The following is a 19,768-nucleotide window of genomic DNA, read 5'->3' as shown; positions in this document are numbered from 1 at the left end:
TATTCCACTTAAAACCAGGAGAGCGCTGATGAGACTTATTCCCTTAACTACCGCCGCCGACGTCGGAAAATGGGCCGCCCGCCACATCGTTGAGAAGATTAACGCTTTCAACCCCAGCGCAGAGCGCCCTTTTATTCTTGGGCTACCGACAGGCAGCTCACCGCTGGAGGCCTACAAATCGCTGGTCGCCATGCACCAGGCTGGCCTGGTGAGCTTCAAACACGTTGTCACCTTCAATATGGATGAATACGTCGGTCTGCCGACCGATCACCCAGAAAGCTATCATACCTTCATGCATCAGAATTTTTTCAATCACATTGATATTCCGCGTGAAAACATTAACCTGTTGAACGGCAACGCAGAAGACACCACAGCAGAATGTCGCCGTTATGAAGAGAAAATAAAGTCCTACGGAAAAATTCATCTTTTCATGGGCGGCGTGGGTAATGATGGACATATCGCCTTCAATGAGCCCGCCTCCTCTCTGGCTTCCCGCACTCGCATTAAAACGCTGACGGAAGAAACCCGTATCGCGAATTCCCGCTTCTTTGGCGGGGACGTCAGTCTGGTGCCTAAATTTGCCCTGACCGTTGGCGTTGGTACGTTACTGGATGCCGAAGAAGTGATGATTCTGGTGACCGGTCGCAACAAAGCGCAGGCACTACAAGCCGCAGTAGAAGGCAACGTTAACCATATGTGGACGATCAGCTGTTTGCAGCTTCATGCCAAAGCCATCATGGTGTGTGATGAACCTTCCACGATGGAGCTGAAGGTAAAAACTGTTAAATATTTCCGTGAGTTAGAAACGGAAAGTATGAAGAACCTCTAACCGATCGCGGGAGTCGATGATGTACGCGTTAACCCACAGCCGGATTTTCACCGGCCATCAGATTCTGGACAATCACGCTGTCGTGATTGCCGATGGGCTGATCGAGCGAGTCTGCCCACTTGCCGAGCTCCCTCCCGGCATTGAACAACACGACCTGCACGGTGCATTCCTCGCGCCGGGGTTTATCGACCTCCAGTTGAACGGCTGCGGCGGCGTGCAGTTCAACGACTCGCTGGACACGATCTCCGTCAAAACACTGGAGATCATGCAGCAGGCAAACCAGCGTTCAGGCTGTACCAGCTTTTTACCTACGCTGATTACCTCCAGCGACGCGTTCATGAAGCACAGCATTGATGTGATGAGGGACTGGCTGGCACAGAATAAGCATCAGGCGCTGGGGCTGCATCTCGAAGGCCCGTGGCTAAACGTGATAAAGAAAGGTACACATGACCCCGCCTTTATTCGCCAGCCCACGCAAGCGCTCGTCGACTTTCTGTGCGCTAACGCAGACGCCATTACAAAAGTCACGCTGGCGCCAGAGGAAGTCGAACCGTCGGTTATCCGTCAGCTAACGACTGCGGGTATTATCGTCTCTGCCGGGCATTCTAACGCGACCTGGGAACAGGCGAAGCAGGGCTTTGCCGCTGGTATTCGTTTCGCAACTCACCTGTTCAACGCCATGCCATATCTGACCGGCCGCGAACCCGGTTTAGTCGGCGCAATTTACGATGCCCCGGAAGTCTATTGCGGTATTATCGCTGATGGGCGACACGTTGACTGGGCCAACATTCGCAATAGTAAACGTATCAAGGGCGATAAGCTGGTGCTGGTTACCGACGCTACCGCACCGGCGGGGGCAGATATTGACCAATTCATTTTTGCTGGTAAAACCATATACTACCGTGATGGCATTTGTGTCGATGAGCACGGCACGCTGAGCGGTTCTGCACTGACCATGATTGAAGCCGTGCGTAATAGCGTCGAACATGCGGGTATCGCGCTGGATGAAGCCATTCGAATGGCGACACTCTATCCCGCACGCGCCATCGGCGTCGATAAGCAGTTAGGCAGTATTGAAAGCGGTAAAGTGGCCAACCTGACCGCCTTTGACCGTGACTATCACATTCTCAAGACGTTTGTTAACGGTAACCCGGTTTGGGGATAAAGTGAAAAACGTCTTGGGGTAAAGCGGAAATGCGTGGGGTAAACCGAGATCAGGTTTACTCCATGTTGACGAAGACGACGCATTTATCTCTGCGTTTATACCTAAAGAAGCGAGTAACTTTTTCATGACCACAGGCGGACAGGCGCAGATAGGGAATGTCGATCTGGTTAAGCAATTAAACAGCGCGGTGGTTTACCGCCTGATTGACCAGCAAGGCCCAATCTCACGCATTCAGATAGCAGAACAGAGCCAGCTTGCGCCTGCCAGCGTCACAAAAATCACCCGCCAACTTCTGGAACGCGGGCTCATCAAAGAAGTCGATCAGCAGGCTTCTACCGGCGGTAGACGCGCCATTTCGATTATCACCGAAAACCGCCCTTTCCATTCTATCGCCGTCCGTCTCGGTCGTTACGACGCGACCATCGCACTGTACGATTTACAGGGAAAAGCGCTGGAAGAAACGCATTACGACCTGCAAGAGAAAACGCAGGAAGCGCTGGAAGCCGCGCTTTTTCAGGCGATTGTCGGCTTTATCGCCAGCCACCAGCGCCGCATTCGCGAACTCATTGCAATCTCCGTTGTGCTGCCTGGGCTGGTTGATCCCGTCGCGGGCATTGTTCGCTATATGCCGCACATCAGCGTGAATAACTGGAAACTGGTCGAAAATCTGCAACGCCAGTTCAACGTTACCAGCTTTGTCGGTCATGACATTCGCAGTCTGGCGCTGGCAGAACACTATTTCGGTGCCACCCACGACTCACTGGATTCTATTCTGGTACGTGTCCATCGCGGTACGGGCGCGGGTATTCTCGTCAACGGGCAAATTTTTCTCGGCAGCAACGGCAACGTAGGCGAGATCGGTCATATTCAGATCGATCCACTCGGCGATCGCTGCCACTGCGGCAATTTCGGCTGTCTGGAAACCGTCGTGGCCAACGCCGCTATTGAACAGCGAGTGCAGCATCTGCTGCGTCAAGGTTATCCCAGCAAGCTTTCTACGGATAACGTAACGATTTCTGCCATTTGCAAAGCGGCAAATCGGGGCGATGCCCTCGCCCGCGAGGTGATCGAACAGGCTGGAATCAACCTCGGTAAAGCGCTTTCCATCGCAATCAACCTGTTCAATCCTCAGAAAGTCGTGATTGCTGGTGAAATTACCGAAGCAGAAAAAACGCTGCTTCCGGCGATTCAACGCTGTATCAACACGCAAGTGCTGAAAGAATTTCGTCATAACCTGCCGATTGAGATTTCCAGCCTCAACCATCTTTCCGCGATCGGCGCGTTTGCCTTGGTCAAACGGGCGATGCTAAATGGCGTGCTGCTACAGCAATTGCTCGAAAATGCCTGATTCCCTTTCTGGCCGGATTATGTAATCACTAAAAATCTGGCCTTTCCTCTTCATGAATTTGAAGAATCCACACCAGAAAACCGAATAAATTAACGAAATACCACATCAATGGCTTTTTTCATTAAATAATATTGAATTCCTATGGCACTTTGATGCTAAATCAATGGCACTGAGGTCGAATCTGTCATTATTTGGAGTCATGTATGTGTTCTATTTTTGGTGTGCTTGATCTGAAAAGCGATCCTGTTGAACTGCGTAAGAAAGCGTTGGAGTTGTCTCGTTTAATGCGTCACCGCGGGCCAGACTGGTCCGGCGTTTATGCCAGCGACAAAGCGATTCTGGCTCACGAACGTCTGTCTATCGTTGACGTCAACACGGGCGCACAGCCGCTTTATAACGCTGAGCGCACCCACATTCTGGCCGTTAACGGTGAAATTTATAACCATCAGGCATTGCGTCAGCAATACGGTGACCGTTACGCGTTCCAGACTGGTTCCGACTGCGAAGTCATTCTGGCGTTGTATCAGGAAAAAGGCCCTGAATTCCTGGATGAACTGCGCGGCATGTTCGCCTTTGCGCTGTACGACAGCGAAAAAGACGCCTACCTGATTGGTCGTGACCACCTCGGCATCATTCCGCTGTATATGGGTTATGATGAGCACGGTAACTTCTACGTCGCTTCTGAAATGAAGGCGCTGGTGCCAGTGTGCCGCACCATCAAAGAATTCCCAGCAGGCAGCTATCTGTGGAGCAAAGACGGCGAAATCCGCGAATATTACCAGCGTGACTGGTTTGACTACGATGCCGTAAAAGACAACGAAACAGATAAAGAAGCGTTGCGTGATGCGCTGGAAGAAGCGGTAAAAAGCCACCTGATGTCTGACGTGCCCTACGGCGTGTTGCTCTCCGGCGGCCTGGATTCTTCCGTTATCTCCGCAATCACCAAGAAATATGCCGCACGTCGCGTAGAAGACAACGAGCGCAGCGAAGCCTGGTGGCCTCAGTTGCACTCCTTCGCCGTCGGTTTAGAAGGCGCGCCAGATTTGAAAGCGGCGCAGGAAGTGGCTGACCATCTGGGCACCGTGCACCACGAAATTCATTTCACCGTGCAGGAAGGGCTGGATGCAATTCGCGACGTGATTTATCACATCGAAACTTATGACGTCACCACAATTCGTGCCTCAACACCGATGTACCTGATGTCGCGAAAAATCAAAGCGATGGGCATCAAGATGGTGCTGTCAGGTGAAGGTTCTGACGAAGTATTCGGCGGCTACCTCTATTTCCACAAAGCGCCAAACGCCAAAGAGCTGCATGAAGAAACCGTGCGTAAACTACTGGCACTGCACCAGTACGACTGCGCCCGCGCCAACAAAGCGATGTCGGCCTGGGGCGTGGAAGCTCGCGTACCGTTCCTGGACAAAAACTTCCTCGATGTCGCGATGCGCATCAACCCGCGCGACAAAATGTGTGGCAACGGCAAGATGGAGAAACACATCCTGCGCGAGTGCTTTGAATCCTACCTGCCGCACAGCGTTGCATGGCGTCAGAAAGAACAGTTCTCTGACGGCGTGGGCTACAGCTGGATCGACACGCTGAAAGAAGTGGCGGCTAACCAAGTTACCGATCAACAGTTAGAAACGGCACGCTTCCGCTTCCCGTACAACACGCCGGGCTCCAAAGAAGCGTACCTGTACCGTGAAATCTTCGAAGAGCTGTTCCCGGTTCCAAGCGCGGCAGAATGCGTACCGGGTGGCCCATCTGTCGCCTGTTCGTCTGCGAAAGCGATTGAGTGGGACGAATCCTTCAAGAAACTGGATGATCCATCAGGCCGCGCGGTTGGCGTACACCAGTCCGCCTACAAATAATTCGATTTAATTTCTTCAATCAACGGGCCTTTCATGGCCCGTTTTTATACGCTTAATTGACTGGGAATACGTGCTTTTTGGCGTTTTTCTCACCATACTGTTCACAACCCAAACAAACGATACATTGAGGGCACTTTTCGGGAAAAAACTAGTTGACGCAATTAGGCCAACTACGCATAATGCGCCCCGCAACGCCGATGAAGGTGACGCGGAAAAGATGGCTACGTAGCTCAGCTGGTTAGAGCACAGCACTCATAATGCTGGGGTCACAGGTTCGATTCCCGTCGTAGCCACCATCTTTTTTGCGGGAGTGGCGAAATTGGTAGACGCACCAGATTTAGGTTCTGGCGCCGCAAGGTGTGCGAGTTCAAGTCTCGCCTCCCGCACCATATCATCTTCTCGGTCTGACATCGCTTTTCGAAGCCTGTTAGTGTTTTGTAGTGATTGGGGTATCGCCAAGCGGTAAGGCACCGGTTTTTGATACCGGCATTCCCTGGTTCGAATCCAGGTACCCCAGCCATTTCAAAACCTATGCTAAAAAAATTCGTTGTCCTGTTGGGGTATCGCCAAGCGGTAAGGCACTGGTTTTTGATACCAGCATTCCCTGGTTCGAATCCAGGTACCCCAGCCATCTACTTGATAGTAGAAGATTTTGTTGAAATAAAATAACATTAGCAGTACATTTGGCTACGTAGCTCAGCTGGTTAGAGCACAGCACTCATAATGCTGGGGTCACAGGTTCGATTCCCGTCGTAGCCACCATATTTTTGGGGTATCGCCAAGCGGTAAGGCACCGGATTCTGATTCCGGCATTCCGAGGTTCGAATCCTCGTACCCCAGCCAAATAAAGCTGGTAAAACAGCAAAGAAACGGGGCGACAATCAAAAGATGTCGCCCCGTTTTGTTATGAATGGCGACAAAAATTTTAACGTTCATCCTACGGTTACTCCCCTTCTCTATTCTAAATACGAAGATCCCCCTTCAATAGACGAAAGCAACACTCCACTCTTCTACTTGGCTCCAAGCATTTCCCTAAAGCTCGTCAGAAAGCCATAGTGCCACGTAAGATAAATTCCTAAGCCCTAATACGATGTGCTGTCACATCTCGCGATACGAAGCCCTTGAGGACGTTTCATGCCAAGTGAAGAATCCCCTAATATCCAACGTATGTCAAAATCCCACCGGAAAGTGATTCGGGAGGACTCCCCATCTTTGTCATAGTCTGAGTTCGCAGATAAGCCTGTTTCTCATACGAGTACCAAAAGAATTGAAATTGTAATATTCAGAAACATAGGGCATCATTTGCAGCAAAGCACAGTTTAAAGCGTATGTTATATGAAGCTGAATTTCTGACTGACGTGATTGTTGTACTCGTTCAATGCGAGCATGTCTAAGTTTGATGAAGTGACAGACGGCAAGTGGCTGGTTGAGATTGAAGGAAAAATCAGCGTCCGCGATCTGACCCGTATCCCTGTAGGAAAAGTTCATGTGGCGGGAGATAAACTTTCATTTGAATGCTTGCTTCTAGAATTGAAAATATTAGCTAAAATTAAAGTCACAGCTGAAATAACTCATATGTAGTGCGCGAATTAAAAATCACCAACTAACGTTAATAAAATATACTTTTTTACTAATCAATTAATTGAGGAAATTATGGACAAAATAACAAACTCATTACTTGAAGCATTTTCAAAACAAAATGAGATAGAAAATTTATCCGAATCTATCAGATTCGAACACTTCTGCAACTATTCCATAGTATCTAAGTTAAATAGAAGTAGTTTCGAATTAGAAGATATTCATAGCGGCGAAGGGAATGATTGTGCTATCGACGGATTATTTATATCAATAAATGGAAAGATAATTAATTCATTAGAAGTATTTAACGACATTTTAGAATCAAGCAGCTATCTAGACGTAGATATAACATTTATTCAGTCAAAGACAAGTACATCATTTGATGGCGCTCAGTTAGGAAACTTCATATATGGTGTAAAAGATTTTTTATCAGACACACCAGAGCTAGTTCAAAACGATAAAATAAAAGAGACAAAAGAAATATGGGAAACCATATTATCTAACTCTGATAAGATGATAAATAGAAGACCTAATTGTAGGTTATATTATGTTACAACGGGGAAATGGGTTGGTGATGTAAATTTAACTGCTATCGTTAACAATGGAGTAAAGGAAATAGATGCAATTGGAATATTTGAAGAGATTAAAATATATCCCTTTGGTGCAAGTGAAATACAAAAACTTTATCATGAAACAAAAAACAAATTATCAACAACAATAAACTTTCAAAGTAGAATAACTTTACCTGACATACGTGGTGTCAAAGAAGCATATCTTGGAGTTATACCTTTTGATGAATATATAAAATTAATCCAAGATGAAAACAAAAGCATTCATAGTATATTTGATGATAACGTTAGAGATTTTCAAGGTTCCAACCCCGTAAACTCAAGAATTAAAGAAACCCTTACAAATAAAAAGGGTGGTGCCTCTAATTAGTTGAATTGATATATAATGACTGCTTTGAGGTTTGCTCATGGCCAGCGTTAATGTTCATTGTCCTCGCTGTCAGTCTGTTCAGGTTTACCGTCATGGACAGAACCCTAAAGGTCGTGACCGGTTTCGCTGTCGTGACTGTCACCGCGTGTTTCTGCTCACCTATACCTATGAAGCGCGTAAGCCCGGTGTCAAAGAACAAATTACCGAAATGGCATTCAACGGCGCCGGCGTTCGTGATACAGCCAGAACACTGAAAATCGGTATTAACACCGTCATTCGCACGTTAAAAAACTCGCGCCGAAGCGAATAACTTCCTCTCCGGTCGCTCATGCCGATATAGCACTTATCTGTGAGCTTGATGAGCAATGGAGCTTTGTCGGCAATAAAGCCCGGCAGCATTGGCTCTGGTATGCATACAACACCAAAACAGGTGGCGTTCTGGCTTACACGTTTGGACCGCGCACGGATAACACCTGCCGTGAACTTCTGGCTCTGCTGACGCCGTTTAACATCGGTATGATAACCAGCGATGACTGGGGCAGTTATGCCAGAGAACTCCCGAAAGATAAGCATCTGACAGGAAAAATCTTCACTCAGCGTATTGAGCGTAACAACCTGACACTGAGGACACGTATTAAACGTCTGGCCCGTAAAACAATCTGCTTCTCGCGTTCGATAGAATTGCATGAAAAAGTCATCGGGGCATTCATTGAAAAACACATGTTCTACTAATTGGACGCATTACCCGTTACAGATAGTGACGATATAAAAATTGACATAACTCTAGCAACTAACAGCCAGACAGAAGTAAAACCAGAAGAGCTTGAATCTCTCAGTGTATTCCAAAAAAACCTTGAGTCATATTTTTTAGCGGAAAAACCATTCTCTATTTACTATGAAAGAAGATCTCAACAATATAATTCTGCCAATATAAAAAAGACACAAATAATATCAATACCTATACAGATAAAATGCTTTGCATCTATGTTCCTTAACTCCCCGCATTTAGTTAGCGCGTATTATGGAACTATAGTAAATAGATTTAAAGGTAAAATGTTCAACATAGAGCACAAACTTTCACCATATTACATTAGTGCATTGTGCTATTACAGATTAGAACAGTTCTTTAGAAGTGGTGATATTGATAGCTCAATGAAAAAATTCAGATTCCATATTTTAATGATCATCAGAGTATTGACTATGGGATCAAACATAGAACCGTTCAATTCAAATAAAATGGATAGAGAATGTGAAAGAATAAAAACATTAATTATTGATGATGTTAAATTTTTAAATTTAATAAAAACTGCAATTGACATAGCTAAAAATTCTGGGATTGATAATAGTAAATCCAGGTATAAATCTGAAACAGAAACATCACAAATTCTGAATGCAGCAATTGCTTTTAACAACGGAGAAAAAACAAATAGTTTTTAATTGTATATTTTAGTTAATTTAAATATTGATAACTGTTTTTATATACAGTGAAAATTCAGCCCTCAGTTAACAGGGGGCTGTATGGCAGTTCGTAGGCTGTGTGAGTGCTATCCGCGAAGGCAAGCGTGTGCGCAAACAGTTTGCCACCAAAGTGGAAACCGTCACCTTTGAGCGCTTCACAATGGATCGGTCGAAAGATGTCGCCCCGTTTTCTTATGTCTGGTATTAACATCATCCGGTGCTAACATATGCACACCAATCATTCGATTTTCTCAAAAGGGCGGGCATGAAGGTTTTATCGACATCCTCTGTTACTCATGATTTCAGCCACGTTGTGCTGCCACAGCAGAATGACGTCGGCCAATCGCGATGGTCTGTCAGACGTGCGCAGTTAACCACACTGCTACTCAGCATGGCATTGCTATTTTGCTTCATTACGTCGGCTTATGCCGCCAATGTCGCGTCTTTTAAGATGTCATCGCAAACGTTCGCTGACCGGATGAATGCCAATCTGACGAAACTCAATATTCCTCTCAAATTGACCATTAATATGGAAAAGGGAACGTCCGTCGATGACTTTCAGCACATTTTTAATGAGCACGTCGGCCTAATTGGGTCGGTAGAGAGTAAAAGCCAGCAGCTTAATGGACTCGTGATACTCAACGCGGCGTCAGAATCCCCCGAAGCAACAAGACAGAATCTGCAAATCGTCACTGCAGCGTTTTCTGCGCTATTGGGTGAGAACACGTCATCAGGTGGAAGTGGAAATAGTCTCGAAAGTCCTGAAGTAACCGAGATGATGTTCGGTCTGCTTCAGGATAGCCAGGCCTCAGGTAAAGGCATGCGGCAGCTAGGAAAGGTTCGCTTTACCGCAACAACCAATGAGGACACCGATATTATCTTCACCGCAGAGCCCGTGCTGTAGCGAGCGGCGTCCTCATTATTCATCAGACCCCAATGGCATACTTCAATGCGCGCTGTTTTAACACGCCAGCGCGCTGTGCCACCATCAGCGCCATATTGCGGGCAAAGCTCAGAGGCGGTAGCGCGTTACTAAACGCGTTATAGAAGAGGTCCATCCCGCTTTGCATCATCAGGTTATCCGGCATACGACGGCACTGATAGCGGCGTAACACACGCTCAGAAGCCCATTCTTCTCCTGCATTACGTGCGTTTATGAGCACATCCAGTAGCGCCTCAACGTCACGATATCCCAGATTAACCCCCTGCCCCGCCAGCGGATTGATGGTATGCGCGGCATCGCCCAGCAGCACTAAGCCAGGCTTGATATAGGTTTGCGCATGGCGTCTGACCAGCGGGAATGATCCGGCAGAAAAAGCCTTGACTGTGCCCAATCGCTCAGGAAACGCGGCCGCAATTTCTTTATCCAGCTGTGTAAGCGGCATCGTCTGAAGCTGACGAATGCGCTGTGGACTGTCATACCACACCAGCGATCCCCACTGGTCAAACAGCGGCAAAAACGCACGCGGGCCGCTCGGTGTAAACTGCTGCCAGGTCACATCCTGCTGGGGTTGCGAGGTCTCTACGCCGATCAACATACAAGACTGACGATACTGCCAGCCGCTGATGCCAATCCCCGCCCACTGGCGAATCTGAGAGTTCGCGCCATCAGCGCCAATCACCAGCGACCCCGTCAGCTGTTGCCCATCAGCAAGCTGTAAACACCAGCCATCATCGGTGCGTTGCAGGTTCTGCGGCGCAGCCGGGCAGTAACATTGACAACGTTCTTCTTCCTGCAAACTTTCCCAGAGCGCTCGTTGCAGCACACGGTTTTCCACCATAAAACCCAGCTCAGGCAGATGAATGTCAGCAGCATCGAAAACGACTCTGGCATTCGCCCATTCCCAGGTTTCCAGACGGCGGTAAGGCGCGCTGCGCATTTGCTGCACTCGCTGCCAGGCACCCAACGCTTTCAGCAACGCAACCGACGCGTAACCAATCGCCGAGATCCGTAAATCTGGCAGGCTGGCGGCATCAAACGGCGTCGGCATGTCCTGCTCAATCACCGCGACCTGAAACCCTTGCTGTGCCAGCCCAAGCGCCGCAGCCGCGCCGACCATACCTCCGCCAACTACAATCGCATCGTAATGCATATTGGCTTTATCCTCTCTGGTTCCGGTGTATTCACACCGGTAAAAGTGCATGAAAGTAGTGTACTGGATCTAAGGGGGATTTTTTAGAAAAGCCGCATTTTTATAGAATGTAAGGGGTTATCAAATAAGCGCGGTTTCCGGTGCTGGTCACAACGTCAGCGAACGATTACAATACCCCCCCCGAATATCCCCTAAATAATTCGGGTTACAGGAAGGCGGCGACGCAACGAATCCCCAAGAGCTTACACAAGTAAGTGACTGGGGTGAGTGAAGAAAGCCAACACACCTGTAACTTGAAGTATGACGGGCGAGGGGAATCTTTCTTATCCGCACTGAGTAATGGCAAGTCGATGACAAAAAAACTGCTTATTAAAACCTGGGGCTGTCAGATGAATGAGTACGATTCATCGAAGATGGCTGATTTACTGGGAAGTACGCACGGCTATGAGCTGACTGAAATCGCTGAAGAAGCCGATGTCCTGCTGCTCAATACCTGTTCGATTCGTGAAAAGGCGCAGGAAAAGGTCTTCCATCAACTTGGCCGCTGGAAAACGCTGAAAGATCTCAATCCGAATTTGATTATTGGCGTCGGTGGCTGCGTTGCATCACAGGAAGGCGCGCATATTCGCGAACGTGCGCACTATGTTGACGTTATCTTTGGCCCGCAAACCCTGCACCGCCTGCCGGAAATGATTAACCACGTTCAGGGCACCCGCAGCCCTATCGTTGATATCAGTTTCCCTGAAATCGAAAAATTTGACCGTCTGCCAGAACCGCGCGCTGAAGGGCCAACGGCATTCGTCTCCATCATGGAAGGCTGCAATAAATATTGCACATTCTGCGTTGTGCCTTATACCCGCGGCGAAGAAGTTAGCCGCCCATGCGATGATGTGTTGTTTGAAATTGCTCAACTCGCCGCGCAAGGCGTGCGTGAAGTCAACCTTCTTGGGCAAAACGTTAACGCCTACCGCGGCGAAACCTATGACGGTGAAATCTGCTCCTTTGCCGAACTGCTGCGTCTGGTGGCCGCCATCGACGGAATCGACCGTATCCGCTTTACCACCAGCCATCCCATTGAATTCACAGACGATATCATCAGCGTCTATGAAGACACGCCGGAACTGGTCAGCTTCCTGCATTTGCCAGTGCAAAGCGGTTCTGACCGCGTGCTGACGATGATGAAACGCCGTCATACTGCGCTGGAATACAAAGCGATTATCCGCAAGCTACACAACGCGCGTCCGGGTATTCTGATCAGTTCTGACTTTATCGTCGGTTTCCCTGGCGAAACGCAGGCTGACTTTGAACAAACGATGAAGCTGATTGCCGATGTCAATTTCGATATGAGCTACAGCTTTGTCTATTCCGCCCGTCCGGGAACCCCGGCAGCGGATATGGTTGATGACGTGCCGGAAGAAGAGAAAAAGCAGCGTCTGTACCTTCTGCAAGAACGTATTACCCAGCAGGCGATGCGCTTCAGTCGCCTCATGTTGGGCACCGTCCAGCGTATTCTGGTAGAAGGCACCTCGCGTAAGAGCGTGATGGAGCTGTCTGGCCGTACAGAAAACAACCGCGTCGTTAACTTCGAAGGCACGCCGGATATGATCGGTAAATTCGTCGATGTGGAAATCGTTGATGTTTATACCAATTCGCTGCGCGGCATCGTGGTGCGCACCGAAGATCAAATGGATCTACGCGTACATGAATCACCGTCTTCCGTGATTGCACGGACTCGTAAAGAGAATGAGATCGGCGTCGGGTTCTACCAACCGTAATCGACGGTTATCAACGTCTTCGCGTGATGATGGGTGGCTTTGCCACCCATTTTTTATGACGGATAAGAACACCCGTCACCTTTGCGGGCCAGGCTTTACCGCGTTAAAAACGCACAGGCGTTTTCTTGCGACAGCCCCTCTTCACCATCTGTTTTAATTTCATCGTGCTTACATTTGCTTTTGCGAAGCAGCATCCCAATATCATTATTGTGACTTGCACCATCAGGCATTCACGATGAATAATTCATTCATAGGGCGGACACATCAGACCGTCTGACAACTATTCATTTTGTGCAGGCAGAATAGCGCCAGCACAGCAACGCTCAAGAGGAATAATTTGAACGTAACGACAAAAGAGATTGCCCTTGAACCCGCAGATAACCAACGCCTGCTCAGCCTTTGCGGTCCATTTGATGACAATATTAAGCAGTTAGAGCGTCGTTTAGGCATCGAGATCAATCGACGGGATAATCAGTTTAAACTGGTCGGCAAACACCTGCTGACGCAAGCTGCCTCTGATATTCTGCAACGTCTGTATGTCGATACGGCTCCGGTACGTGGCGTGATCGGTGATATCGATCCTGAGCAAATTCACCTTGCGATTAAAGAATCCCGCGTGCTGGAGCAGTCTGCGGAACACGTCCCTGACTATGGCAAAGTGGTCAATATCCGCACCAAGCGCGGCGTAATCAAACCGCGCACGCCAAATCAGGCGCAGTATGTCGCCAATATCCTCGATCACGACATCACATTCGGCGTTGGCACGGCAGGCACAGGGAAAACCTACTTAGCCGTCGCTGCCGCCGTGGATGCATTGGAACGTCAAGATATTCGCCGTATCCTACTAACACGCCCCGCGGTCGAAGCCGGTGAGAAACTGGGCTTCCTGCCTGGCGATCTTAGCCAGAAAGTCGATCCCTACCTGCGTCCACTTTATGATGCCCTGTTTGAAATGCTGGGCTTTGAGCGTGTCGAGAAGCTCATCGAGCGCAACGTGATTGAAGTCGCGCCACTGGCTTACATGCGTGGCCGAACGCTGAACGATGCTTTTATCATCCTCGATGAAAGCCAGAACACCACCATCGAACAGATGAAAATGTTCCTGACGCGTATCGGGTTTAACTCAAAAGCCGTTATTACCGGTGACGTCACGCAGATCGATCTGCCGAAGAATCTGAAATCCGGCTTACGCCACGCCATTGAAGTGCTGGCCGATGTGGAAGAGATCAGCTTTAACTTTTTCCACAGCGAAGACGTGGTGCGCCATCCTGTGGTCGCGCGGATTGTGAATGCCTATGAAGCGTGGGAAAATGCCGAGCAGAAACGTAAAGACGCCTTAGCCGAACAACGTAAGCGTGAAGCACAGGCTGCGGAATCAGATCAGGAGCAAAAATGAGTCAGGTGATTCTCGATTTACAAATCGCCAGCGAGCAAGAACAAGGGCTACCGGAAGAGAAAGACTTTCAACGCTGGCTGGAAGGCGTTCTGCCACAGTTTCAGGAAGTCTCTGAAGTCACCATCCGTATCGTGGATGAGGCTGAAAGCCGCGACCTGAATAACACCTATCGCGGGAAAGACAAGCCGACCAACGTGCTGTCGTTCCCTTTTGAGGCTCCGCCTGAGGTCGAACTTCCTCTGCTTGGCGATTTAATCATCTGCCGTCAGGTTGTCGAGCAAGAAGCCGCAGAGCAGGAAAAAACCGTAGAAGAGCACTGGGCGCACATGGTTGTCCATGGTAGCCTGCATCTGCTAGGGTATGACCATATCGAAGACAGTGAGGCCGAAGAAATGGAAGCGCTGGAAATCGAGATTATGCAAAGTATGGGCTATGCCGATCCTTATCTTGCAGAAAAAGATGGTCTCACCGAATAAATAGAAATACATTTTGTCTAGCCCGAGATCGGGAAGATGTCGGACATTTATATCTTCACACATCAGCGACTGTGCCGCTTCCAGTTGCTGGCAATAATCCTTTAACAAGAGTGATGTTAATTAAAACGCATGAGCGACGACCATTCTCAAAACAGCGATGCACCCAGTCCCAAAAAGGGCTTCTTTTCTCTTATTCTTAATCAGCTTTTTCACGGCGAGCCAAAAGATCGTAACGGTTTACTCACTCTGATTCGTGATTCCGAACAGAATGACCTGATCGATCCTGAAACACGGGATATGCTCGAAGGCGTCATGGATATCGCCGACCAGCGTGTACGCGACATCATGATCCCTCGCTCGCAGATGATTACGCTCAAGCGCGATCAAACGCTGGAAGAGTGTCTGGACGTGATTATCGAATCCGCCCATTCCCGTTTCCCGGTTATTAGCGAAGATAAAGACCACATTGAAGGCATCCTGATGGCGAAGGATTTGCTGCCGTTTATGCGCAGTGATTCTGAGCCTTTCAGTATGGATAAAGTTCTGCGCTCCGCTGTTGTGGTGCCGGAAAGTAAACGCGTTGATAGAATGCTGAACGAATTCCGCTCGCTGCGCTATCACATGGCGATTGTCATCGATGAATTTGGTGGCGTCTCCGGCCTGGTCACGATTGAAGATATTCTTGAGCTGATTGTCGGTGAGATTGAAGACGAATACGACGACGAAGAAGACAGAGATATTCGTCAGCTTAATCGCCAGACCTACACCGTGCGGGCATTAACCGATATCGAAGATTTCAATGAGGCTTTCGGTACACGGTTCAGCGATGACGAAGTCGACACCATTGGCGGCTTGGTTATGCAGTCTTTTGGTCACCTCCCTGCCCGAGGCGAAACTATCGACATAGAAGGTTACCTGTTTAAGGTGGCGATGGCGGACAGCCGCCGTATTATCCAGGTTCATGTCAGAATCCCTGACGATGCTCCTCAACCAAAATTGGAAGAATAATTTGGCAACGGTTGTCGCTTCTTTTCTACAACGCCAGCAGGTCAAAGCCCTGCTGGCGCTCTTATTTGGTGCCTGTGGCACACTGGCATTTTCCCCCTTTGATTTCTGGCCTGCGGCGATTATCTCGCTTATGGGTCTACAGGCGCTGACGCTGAACCGCACTAGCCGTCAGTCAGCCTGGATAGGGTTTTGCTGGGGGTTAGGCCTGTTCGGCAGCGGCATTAACTGGGTTTATGTCAGTATCGCGCAGTTTGGCGGGATGCCGGGGCCTGTAAATGTCGCACTGGTCATTTTGCTGGCGGCCTATTTGTCGCTCTACCCACTGCTGTTTGCCACCCTGCTCTCACGTATCAGCCCGAAGACAACGCTGCTGCGTCTGACACTGGCCGCTCCCGTGCTCTGGCAGCTAACCGAATTTCTCCGCGGCTGGGTGCTTACTGGTTTTCCGTGGCTGCAATTCGGCTACAGCCAAATTGACGGCCCGCTAAAAGGTATTGCCCCCATTCTGGGCATCGACACCATTACCTTCCTGTTGATGAGCCTCAGCGGGTTACTCGTTTATGCCATCAATCAACGCAAAGTCGTCCCGGCAGCCATTGCTATTGGCGTTTTCGTTTTATCCTGGCCGCTGCGCAACGTGCAATGGTACACCCTGCAACCTGAACGCGCCGTCAATGTCGCACTGGTACAGGGTAATATCCCTCAGGCTGTGAAATGGGAACAGGATGAGCTGCTGAACACGCTGCGGATCTATCTGGATAACAGCCTGCCCTACATGGACAAAGCCCCTATCGTTATCTGGCCGGAAACGGCGATTCCTGATATTGAAAGCCGTCAGGGTGCTTATCTGAAGCAGATTGACGATATCTTGCGTAGCCGCAATAGCAGCCTGATTACGGGTATTGTCGATATCCGACGTGATGGAAACAAAACCGATTTTTATAACTCCGTTATCGTTTTGGGCGATAAAGATCCGTATCACTACCCAACAACGAACCGTTACAACAAAAACCATCTGGTGCCTTTTGGCGAGTTTGTCCCGCTGGAAACACTGTTACGCCCGCTGGCGCCGTTCTTCGATCTCCCGATGTCGTCGTTCAGCCGGGGAAACTACGTTCAGCCTCAGCTTTCGGTTCATGGCTTTAAACTTAATGCCGCCATTTGTTATGAGATAATTTTAGGCCAACAGCTGCGGGATAACTTCCGGCCAGACACCGATATGCTGCTGACTATCTCGAACGATGCCTGGTTTGGTCATTCGATCGGGCCGTGGCAGCATTTTCAGATGGCACGCATGCGCGCGCTGGAATTAGGGCGTCCTCTGGTTCGTAGTACCAACAACGGCGTCACCGCGGTGATCGCGCCAGATGGCAATGTCAGCGCCAGCCTGCCGCAGTTTACCCGTGCAGTACTAGATACACAGGTTGTGCCAGCAACCGGACTCACACCTTATGCACGCTTCGGTTCCTGGCCACTCTGGATCATTACGCTTCTTGGCGGCATCGTTACCGTTTTCTCCGTTTTACGTCGCCGATAACCACTCCCCTCTCACTTCCTTAAGGGCATGCTTTTGTATGCCTTTTTTATTTATGGCACGGTATTTGCCTGTTATTACCCTGTAAAAGGTTGTTTCTGTATTTTTTTGGATATTGCGTCGGCTTCAGGCTCTCTATTGGAGCAAGTAACGCACCAAATTGGTGCCACACACTGACATTGCAGCTATTTGGTGCGGCGGATATCGCAAAAAACAAACATTTCCATTTCAATCTATTTACAATCAGCTACTTTTTAACTGTAGAGACAGTAACTTCGCGCTTTAACGGTGCAGCGTTATCACAGAGAAGTCGCAAAGCGTTATGAGTGATGCAGCGATACGCTGTTTAACGTGAAGACGAAGATAACTTGCACATTAACCATACGGTTATTAATGACAGCGCTATAACTATTGCACTGCAACGACAGCAAAGGAGTTAGAACATGCAAATGCGTAAACTGGCATTATCACTGCTTCTGCTTGGCACTGCCGCCAGCGTAGCTCAGGCTGAAGACCTGACCGGTACCCTGAAGAAGGTCAAAGATAATGGCGTGATCGTCATTGGACACCGCGAGTCGTCCGTGCCTTTTTCTTACTATGACAACACGCAAAAAGTGGTCGGTTACTCTCAGGCCTACTCTGACAAAATTGTCGAAGCGGTTAAGAAAAAACTGGATGCGCCTAACCTGCAGGTCAAGCTACTCCCTATCACCTCTCAGAACCGTATCCCTCTGTTGCAGAATGGTACATTCGATTTTGAATGTGGTTCAACGACCAACAACCTGGAACGCCAGAAACAAGCCGCATTCTCTAACACTATTTTCGTGGTCGGTACGCGCCTGTTAACCAAAAAAGACTCCGGCATAAAAGACTTCCCGGATCTGGCAGGTAAAACGGTGGTCGTCACCTCCGGCACCACCTCTGAAGTTCTGCTGAATAAGCTGAATGAAGAAAAACAGCTGAAAATGCGCATCATCAGCGCGAAAGACCACGGCGACTCCTTCCGTACGCTGGAAAGCGGCCGTGCTGTGGCCTTTATGATGGATGATGCTCTGCTGGCGGGTGAACGTGCAAAAGCGAAAAACGCCGATCAGTGGGACATCGTCGGCAAAGCGCAGTCGGAAGAAGCCTACGGCTGTATGCTGCGTAAAGACGACCCGCAATTTAAGAAACTGGTTGATGACACCATCGCTGAAGTCCAGACCTCCGGTGAAGCTGAGAAATGGTTCGATCGCTGGTTTAAACAGCCTATTCCACCAAAAGATCTTAACCTGAACTTTGAACTGTCAGATGAAATGAAAGCCTTGTTCAAAGCGCCAAATGACAAAGCGCTAAACTAATTAATAATGAGAATAAGGGCAGAGTCACCTGCCCTCTGATTGCTGATTCGTGGCAGGACAGACAGGCATGTGATGGTCGTTCCCCATCACATGTTGCCCCAAGAAATTTCGATAAACAGGAAAACAAACAATACGCCTGTAGTTTGAAACAGAACGGGGATATGGCCGCTCATCAATCTTCAGGGTAGCTTCGCTACCCTTTTTTTACCGGAGTTCGTTATGTCTATAGATTGGAACTGGGGCATATTTCTACAAGCCGCCCCTTTCGGCAACACAACCTACCTCGGGTGGATTTTGTCCGGTCTGCAAGTCACCGTCACATTGTCTATCTGCGCCTGGATTATCGCCTTTATCGTTGGCTCTTTATTTGGCATCTTGCGTACCGTCCCGAACCGTTTTGTTGCGGGCATTGGTACCTGCTACGTCGAGCTATTTCGTAACGTTCCGCTGATTGTCCAGTTCTTTACCTGGTATCTGGTCGTTCCCGAACTGCTTCCTGCCAGCATCGGCATGTGGTTTAAAGCCGAGCTAGACCCAAATATTCAGTTCTTCCTGTCATCAATGATTTGTCTGGGGCTCTTCACCGCAGCGCGCGTTTGTGAGCAGGTGCGTGCGGGGATTCAATCGCTACCGCGCGGACAGAAAGCCGCCGGTCTGGCAATGGGCCTGACGCTGCCACAAACTTATCGCTATGTATTACTGCCGAATGCATACCGCGTGATTGTTCCACCGTTGACGTCGGAAATGCTGAACCTGGTCAAAAACTCAGCCATCGCTTCTACGATTGGTCTGGTGGATATGGCCGCACAGGCGGGGAAACTGCTGGACTATTCCGCCCACGCGTATGAATCCTTCACCGCCATCACGCTAGCGTACGTTGGCATCAATGCCATCATTATGTTGATTATGCAGGTCGTTGAGCGAAAAACCCGTTTGCCGGGCAATATGGGGAGCAAATAAA

The 19,768-nt window shown here is 49.0% G+C and carries 16 protein-coding genes, 6 tRNA genes and 2 pseudogenes; 23 read left to right on the top strand and 1 reads right to left on the bottom strand.

The features are described from left to right. Window positions 1-28 precede the first annotated feature (28 nt). From nagB to NAL19_RS05940, 16 genes and pseudogenes are all read left to right on the top strand, one after another. Window positions 29-829, top strand: coding sequence for a glucosamine-6-phosphate deaminase (gene nagB, locus NAL19_RS06015; RefSeq protein ID WP_225087333.1), 801 nt, complete (start codon window positions 29-31; stop codon window positions 827-829). Between the two features lie 19 nt (window positions 830-848). Next, a complete protein-coding gene (gene nagA, locus NAL19_RS06010; protein ID WP_263059672.1) occupies window positions 849-1,994 on the top strand; it encodes an N-acetylglucosamine-6-phosphate deacetylase in 1,146 nt (381 codons plus the stop codon). Window positions 1,995-2,118: 124 nt separating this feature from the next. After that, the gene (gene nagC, locus NAL19_RS06005) at window positions 2,119-3,342 is read left to right on the top strand and encodes a DNA-binding transcriptional regulator NagC (protein ID WP_225087332.1); all 1,224 of its coding nucleotides are present in this window, start codon (window positions 2,119-2,121) and stop codon (window positions 3,340-3,342) included. 203 nt (window positions 3,343-3,545) lie between these two features. Continuing rightward, window positions 3,546-5,210: an asparagine synthase B gene (gene asnB / locus NAL19_RS06000; RefSeq protein ID WP_263059105.1), complete on the top strand. Its 1,665-nt coding sequence runs from the start codon at window positions 3,546-3,548 to the stop codon at window positions 5,208-5,210. 219 nt (window positions 5,211-5,429) lie between these two features. Continuing rightward, window positions 5,430-5,506: transfer RNA gene (locus NAL19_RS05995), tRNA-Met, on the top strand. Window positions 5,507-5,514: 8 nt separating this feature from the next. Further along, a tRNA-Leu gene (locus NAL19_RS05990) sits at window positions 5,515-5,599 on the top strand. 56 nt (window positions 5,600-5,655) lie between these two features. Next, window positions 5,656-5,730 (top strand) — tRNA-Gln (locus tag NAL19_RS05985). 36 nt (window positions 5,731-5,766) lie between these two features. Then, window positions 5,767-5,841: transfer RNA gene (locus NAL19_RS05980), tRNA-Gln, on the top strand. A gap of 54 nt (window positions 5,842-5,895) precedes the next feature. Beyond that, window positions 5,896-5,972: transfer RNA gene (locus NAL19_RS05975), tRNA-Met, on the top strand. A 6-nt stretch (window positions 5,973-5,978) separates the two neighbouring features. After that, window positions 5,979-6,053 (top strand) — tRNA-Gln (locus NAL19_RS05970). A 546-nt stretch (window positions 6,054-6,599) separates the two neighbouring features. Next, window positions 6,600-6,791: pseudogene (locus NAL19_RS05965) on the top strand (hypothetical protein); the annotation flags it as partial. Window positions 6,792-6,863: 72 nt separating this feature from the next. After that, window positions 6,864-7,727 carry a hypothetical protein gene (locus NAL19_RS05960; RefSeq protein ID WP_263059103.1) on the top strand — a complete coding sequence of 288 codons (864 nt, stop codon included), beginning with the start codon at window positions 6,864-6,866 and terminating at the stop codon, window positions 7,725-7,727. A gap of 37 nt (window positions 7,728-7,764) precedes the next feature. Continuing rightward, a protein-coding gene (locus tag NAL19_RS05955) for an IS1 family transposase (RefSeq protein ID WP_263059101.1) occupies window positions 7,765-8,459 on the top strand; the annotation gives its coding sequence in 2 pieces (ribosomal slippage) (window positions 7,765-8,011 and window positions 8,011-8,459; 696 coding nt in all). Next, a complete protein-coding gene (locus NAL19_RS05950; protein ID WP_263059100.1) occupies window positions 8,460-9,164 on the top strand; it encodes an AIPR family protein in 705 nt (234 codons plus the stop codon). A gap of 81 nt (window positions 9,165-9,245) precedes the next feature. Then, window positions 9,246-9,351, top strand: a pseudogene (locus NAL19_RS05945) (site-specific integrase); the annotation flags it as partial. Window positions 9,352-9,450: 99 nt separating this feature from the next. Continuing rightward, window positions 9,451-10,089 carry a hypothetical protein gene (locus NAL19_RS05940; RefSeq protein WP_263059097.1) on the top strand — a complete coding sequence of 213 codons (639 nt, stop codon included), beginning with the start codon at window positions 9,451-9,453 and terminating at the stop codon, window positions 10,087-10,089. Window positions 10,090-10,111: 22 nt separating this feature from the next. Here NAL19_RS05940 and ubiF read toward each other — a convergent pair whose 3' ends face one another. Then, window positions 10,112-11,278 carry a 3-demethoxyubiquinol 3-hydroxylase gene (gene ubiF, locus NAL19_RS05935; protein ID WP_263059095.1) on the bottom strand — a complete coding sequence of 389 codons (1,167 nt, stop codon included), beginning with the start codon at window positions 11,276-11,278 and terminating at the stop codon, window positions 10,112-10,114. 350 nt (window positions 11,279-11,628) lie between these two features. Here ubiF and miaB point away from each other — a divergent pair, with 350 nt between their 5' ends. The 7 genes from miaB (at window position 11,629) to NAL19_RS05900 (ending at window position 19,767) form a co-directional block, all read left to right on the top strand. After that, entirely contained in the window at window positions 11,629-13,053 is a 1,425-nt protein-coding gene (gene miaB / locus NAL19_RS05930) for a tRNA (N6-isopentenyl adenosine(37)-C2)-methylthiotransferase MiaB (protein ID WP_225087326.1), read from the top strand. A 337-nt stretch (window positions 13,054-13,390) separates the two neighbouring features. Continuing rightward, complete coding sequence (locus NAL19_RS05925; RefSeq protein WP_263059094.1) at window positions 13,391-14,449, top strand: PhoH family protein; 1,059 nt, start codon at window positions 13,391-13,393, stop codon at window positions 14,447-14,449. Then, the gene (gene ybeY / locus NAL19_RS05920) at window positions 14,446-14,925 is read left to right on the top strand and encodes an rRNA maturation RNase YbeY (protein WP_263059092.1); all 480 of its coding nucleotides are present in this window, start codon (window positions 14,446-14,448) and stop codon (window positions 14,923-14,925) included. Before NAL19_RS05925 ends, ybeY begins: the two co-directional genes overlap by 4 nt. Before the next feature lie 129 nt (window positions 14,926-15,054). Then, complete coding sequence (gene corC, locus NAL19_RS05915; RefSeq protein ID WP_015839475.1) at window positions 15,055-15,933, top strand: CNNM family magnesium/cobalt transport protein CorC; 879 nt, start codon at window positions 15,055-15,057, stop codon at window positions 15,931-15,933. Between the two features lies 1 nt (window position 15,934). Further along, a complete protein-coding gene (lnt, locus tag NAL19_RS05910) occupies window positions 15,935-17,470 on the top strand; it encodes an apolipoprotein N-acyltransferase (RefSeq protein WP_317630308.1) in 1,536 nt (511 codons plus the stop codon). 440 nt (window positions 17,471-17,910) lie between these two features. Continuing rightward, on the top strand, window positions 17,911-18,807 hold the full coding sequence (locus NAL19_RS05905) for an amino acid ABC transporter substrate-binding protein (RefSeq protein ID WP_225087323.1): 897 nt from the start codon (window positions 17,911-17,913) through the stop codon (window positions 18,805-18,807). A gap of 219 nt (window positions 18,808-19,026) precedes the next feature. Further along, window positions 19,027-19,767: an amino acid ABC transporter permease gene (locus NAL19_RS05900; protein WP_225087322.1), complete on the top strand. Its 741-nt coding sequence runs from the start codon at window positions 19,027-19,029 to the stop codon at window positions 19,765-19,767. The last annotated feature ends 1 nt before the right edge of the window (window position 19,768 follow it).

The sequence above is a fragment of the Pectobacterium sp. F1-1 genome (assembly GCF_025643735.1).
Lineage (GTDB): Bacteria > Pseudomonadota > Gammaproteobacteria > Enterobacterales > Enterobacteriaceae > Pectobacterium > Pectobacterium colocasium.
Note: the sequence above shows the minus strand (reverse complement) of the source record. Positions and strands in the feature narration are given on the sequence as shown.

Bases quoted from the DNA above. Each gene is read 5' to 3' on its own strand.
- nagB (WP_225087333.1), top strand. From the start codon at position 29: ATGAGACTTATTCCCTTAACTACCGCCGCCGACGTCGGAAAATGGGCC.
- nagA (WP_263059672.1), top strand. From the start codon at position 849: ATGTACGCGTTAACCCACAGCCGGATTTTCACCGGCCATCAGATTCTG.
- nagC (WP_225087332.1), top strand. From the start codon at position 2,119: ATGACCACAGGCGGACAGGCGCAGATAGGGAATGTCGATCTGGTTAAG.
- asnB (WP_263059105.1), top strand. From the start codon at position 3,546: ATGTGTTCTATTTTTGGTGTGCTTGATCTGAAAAGCGATCCTGTTGAA.
- NAL19_RS05960 (WP_263059103.1), top strand. From the start codon at position 6,864: ATGGACAAAATAACAAACTCATTACTTGAAGCATTTTCAAAACAAAAT.
- NAL19_RS05940 (WP_263059097.1), top strand. From the start codon at position 9,451: ATGAAGGTTTTATCGACATCCTCTGTTACTCATGATTTCAGCCACGTT.
- ubiF (WP_263059095.1), bottom strand. From the start codon at position 11,278: ATGCATTACGATGCGATTGTAGTTGGCGGAGGTATGGTCGGCGCGGCT.
- miaB (WP_225087326.1), top strand. From the start codon at position 11,629: ATGACAAAAAAACTGCTTATTAAAACCTGGGGCTGTCAGATGAATGAG.
- ybeY (WP_263059092.1), top strand. From the start codon at position 14,446: ATGAGTCAGGTGATTCTCGATTTACAAATCGCCAGCGAGCAAGAACAA.
- corC (WP_015839475.1), top strand. From the start codon at position 15,055: ATGAGCGACGACCATTCTCAAAACAGCGATGCACCCAGTCCCAAAAAG.
- NAL19_RS05905 (WP_225087323.1), top strand. From the start codon at position 17,911: ATGCAAATGCGTAAACTGGCATTATCACTGCTTCTGCTTGGCACTGCC.
- NAL19_RS05900 (WP_225087322.1), top strand. From the start codon at position 19,027: ATGTCTATAGATTGGAACTGGGGCATATTTCTACAAGCCGCCCCTTTC.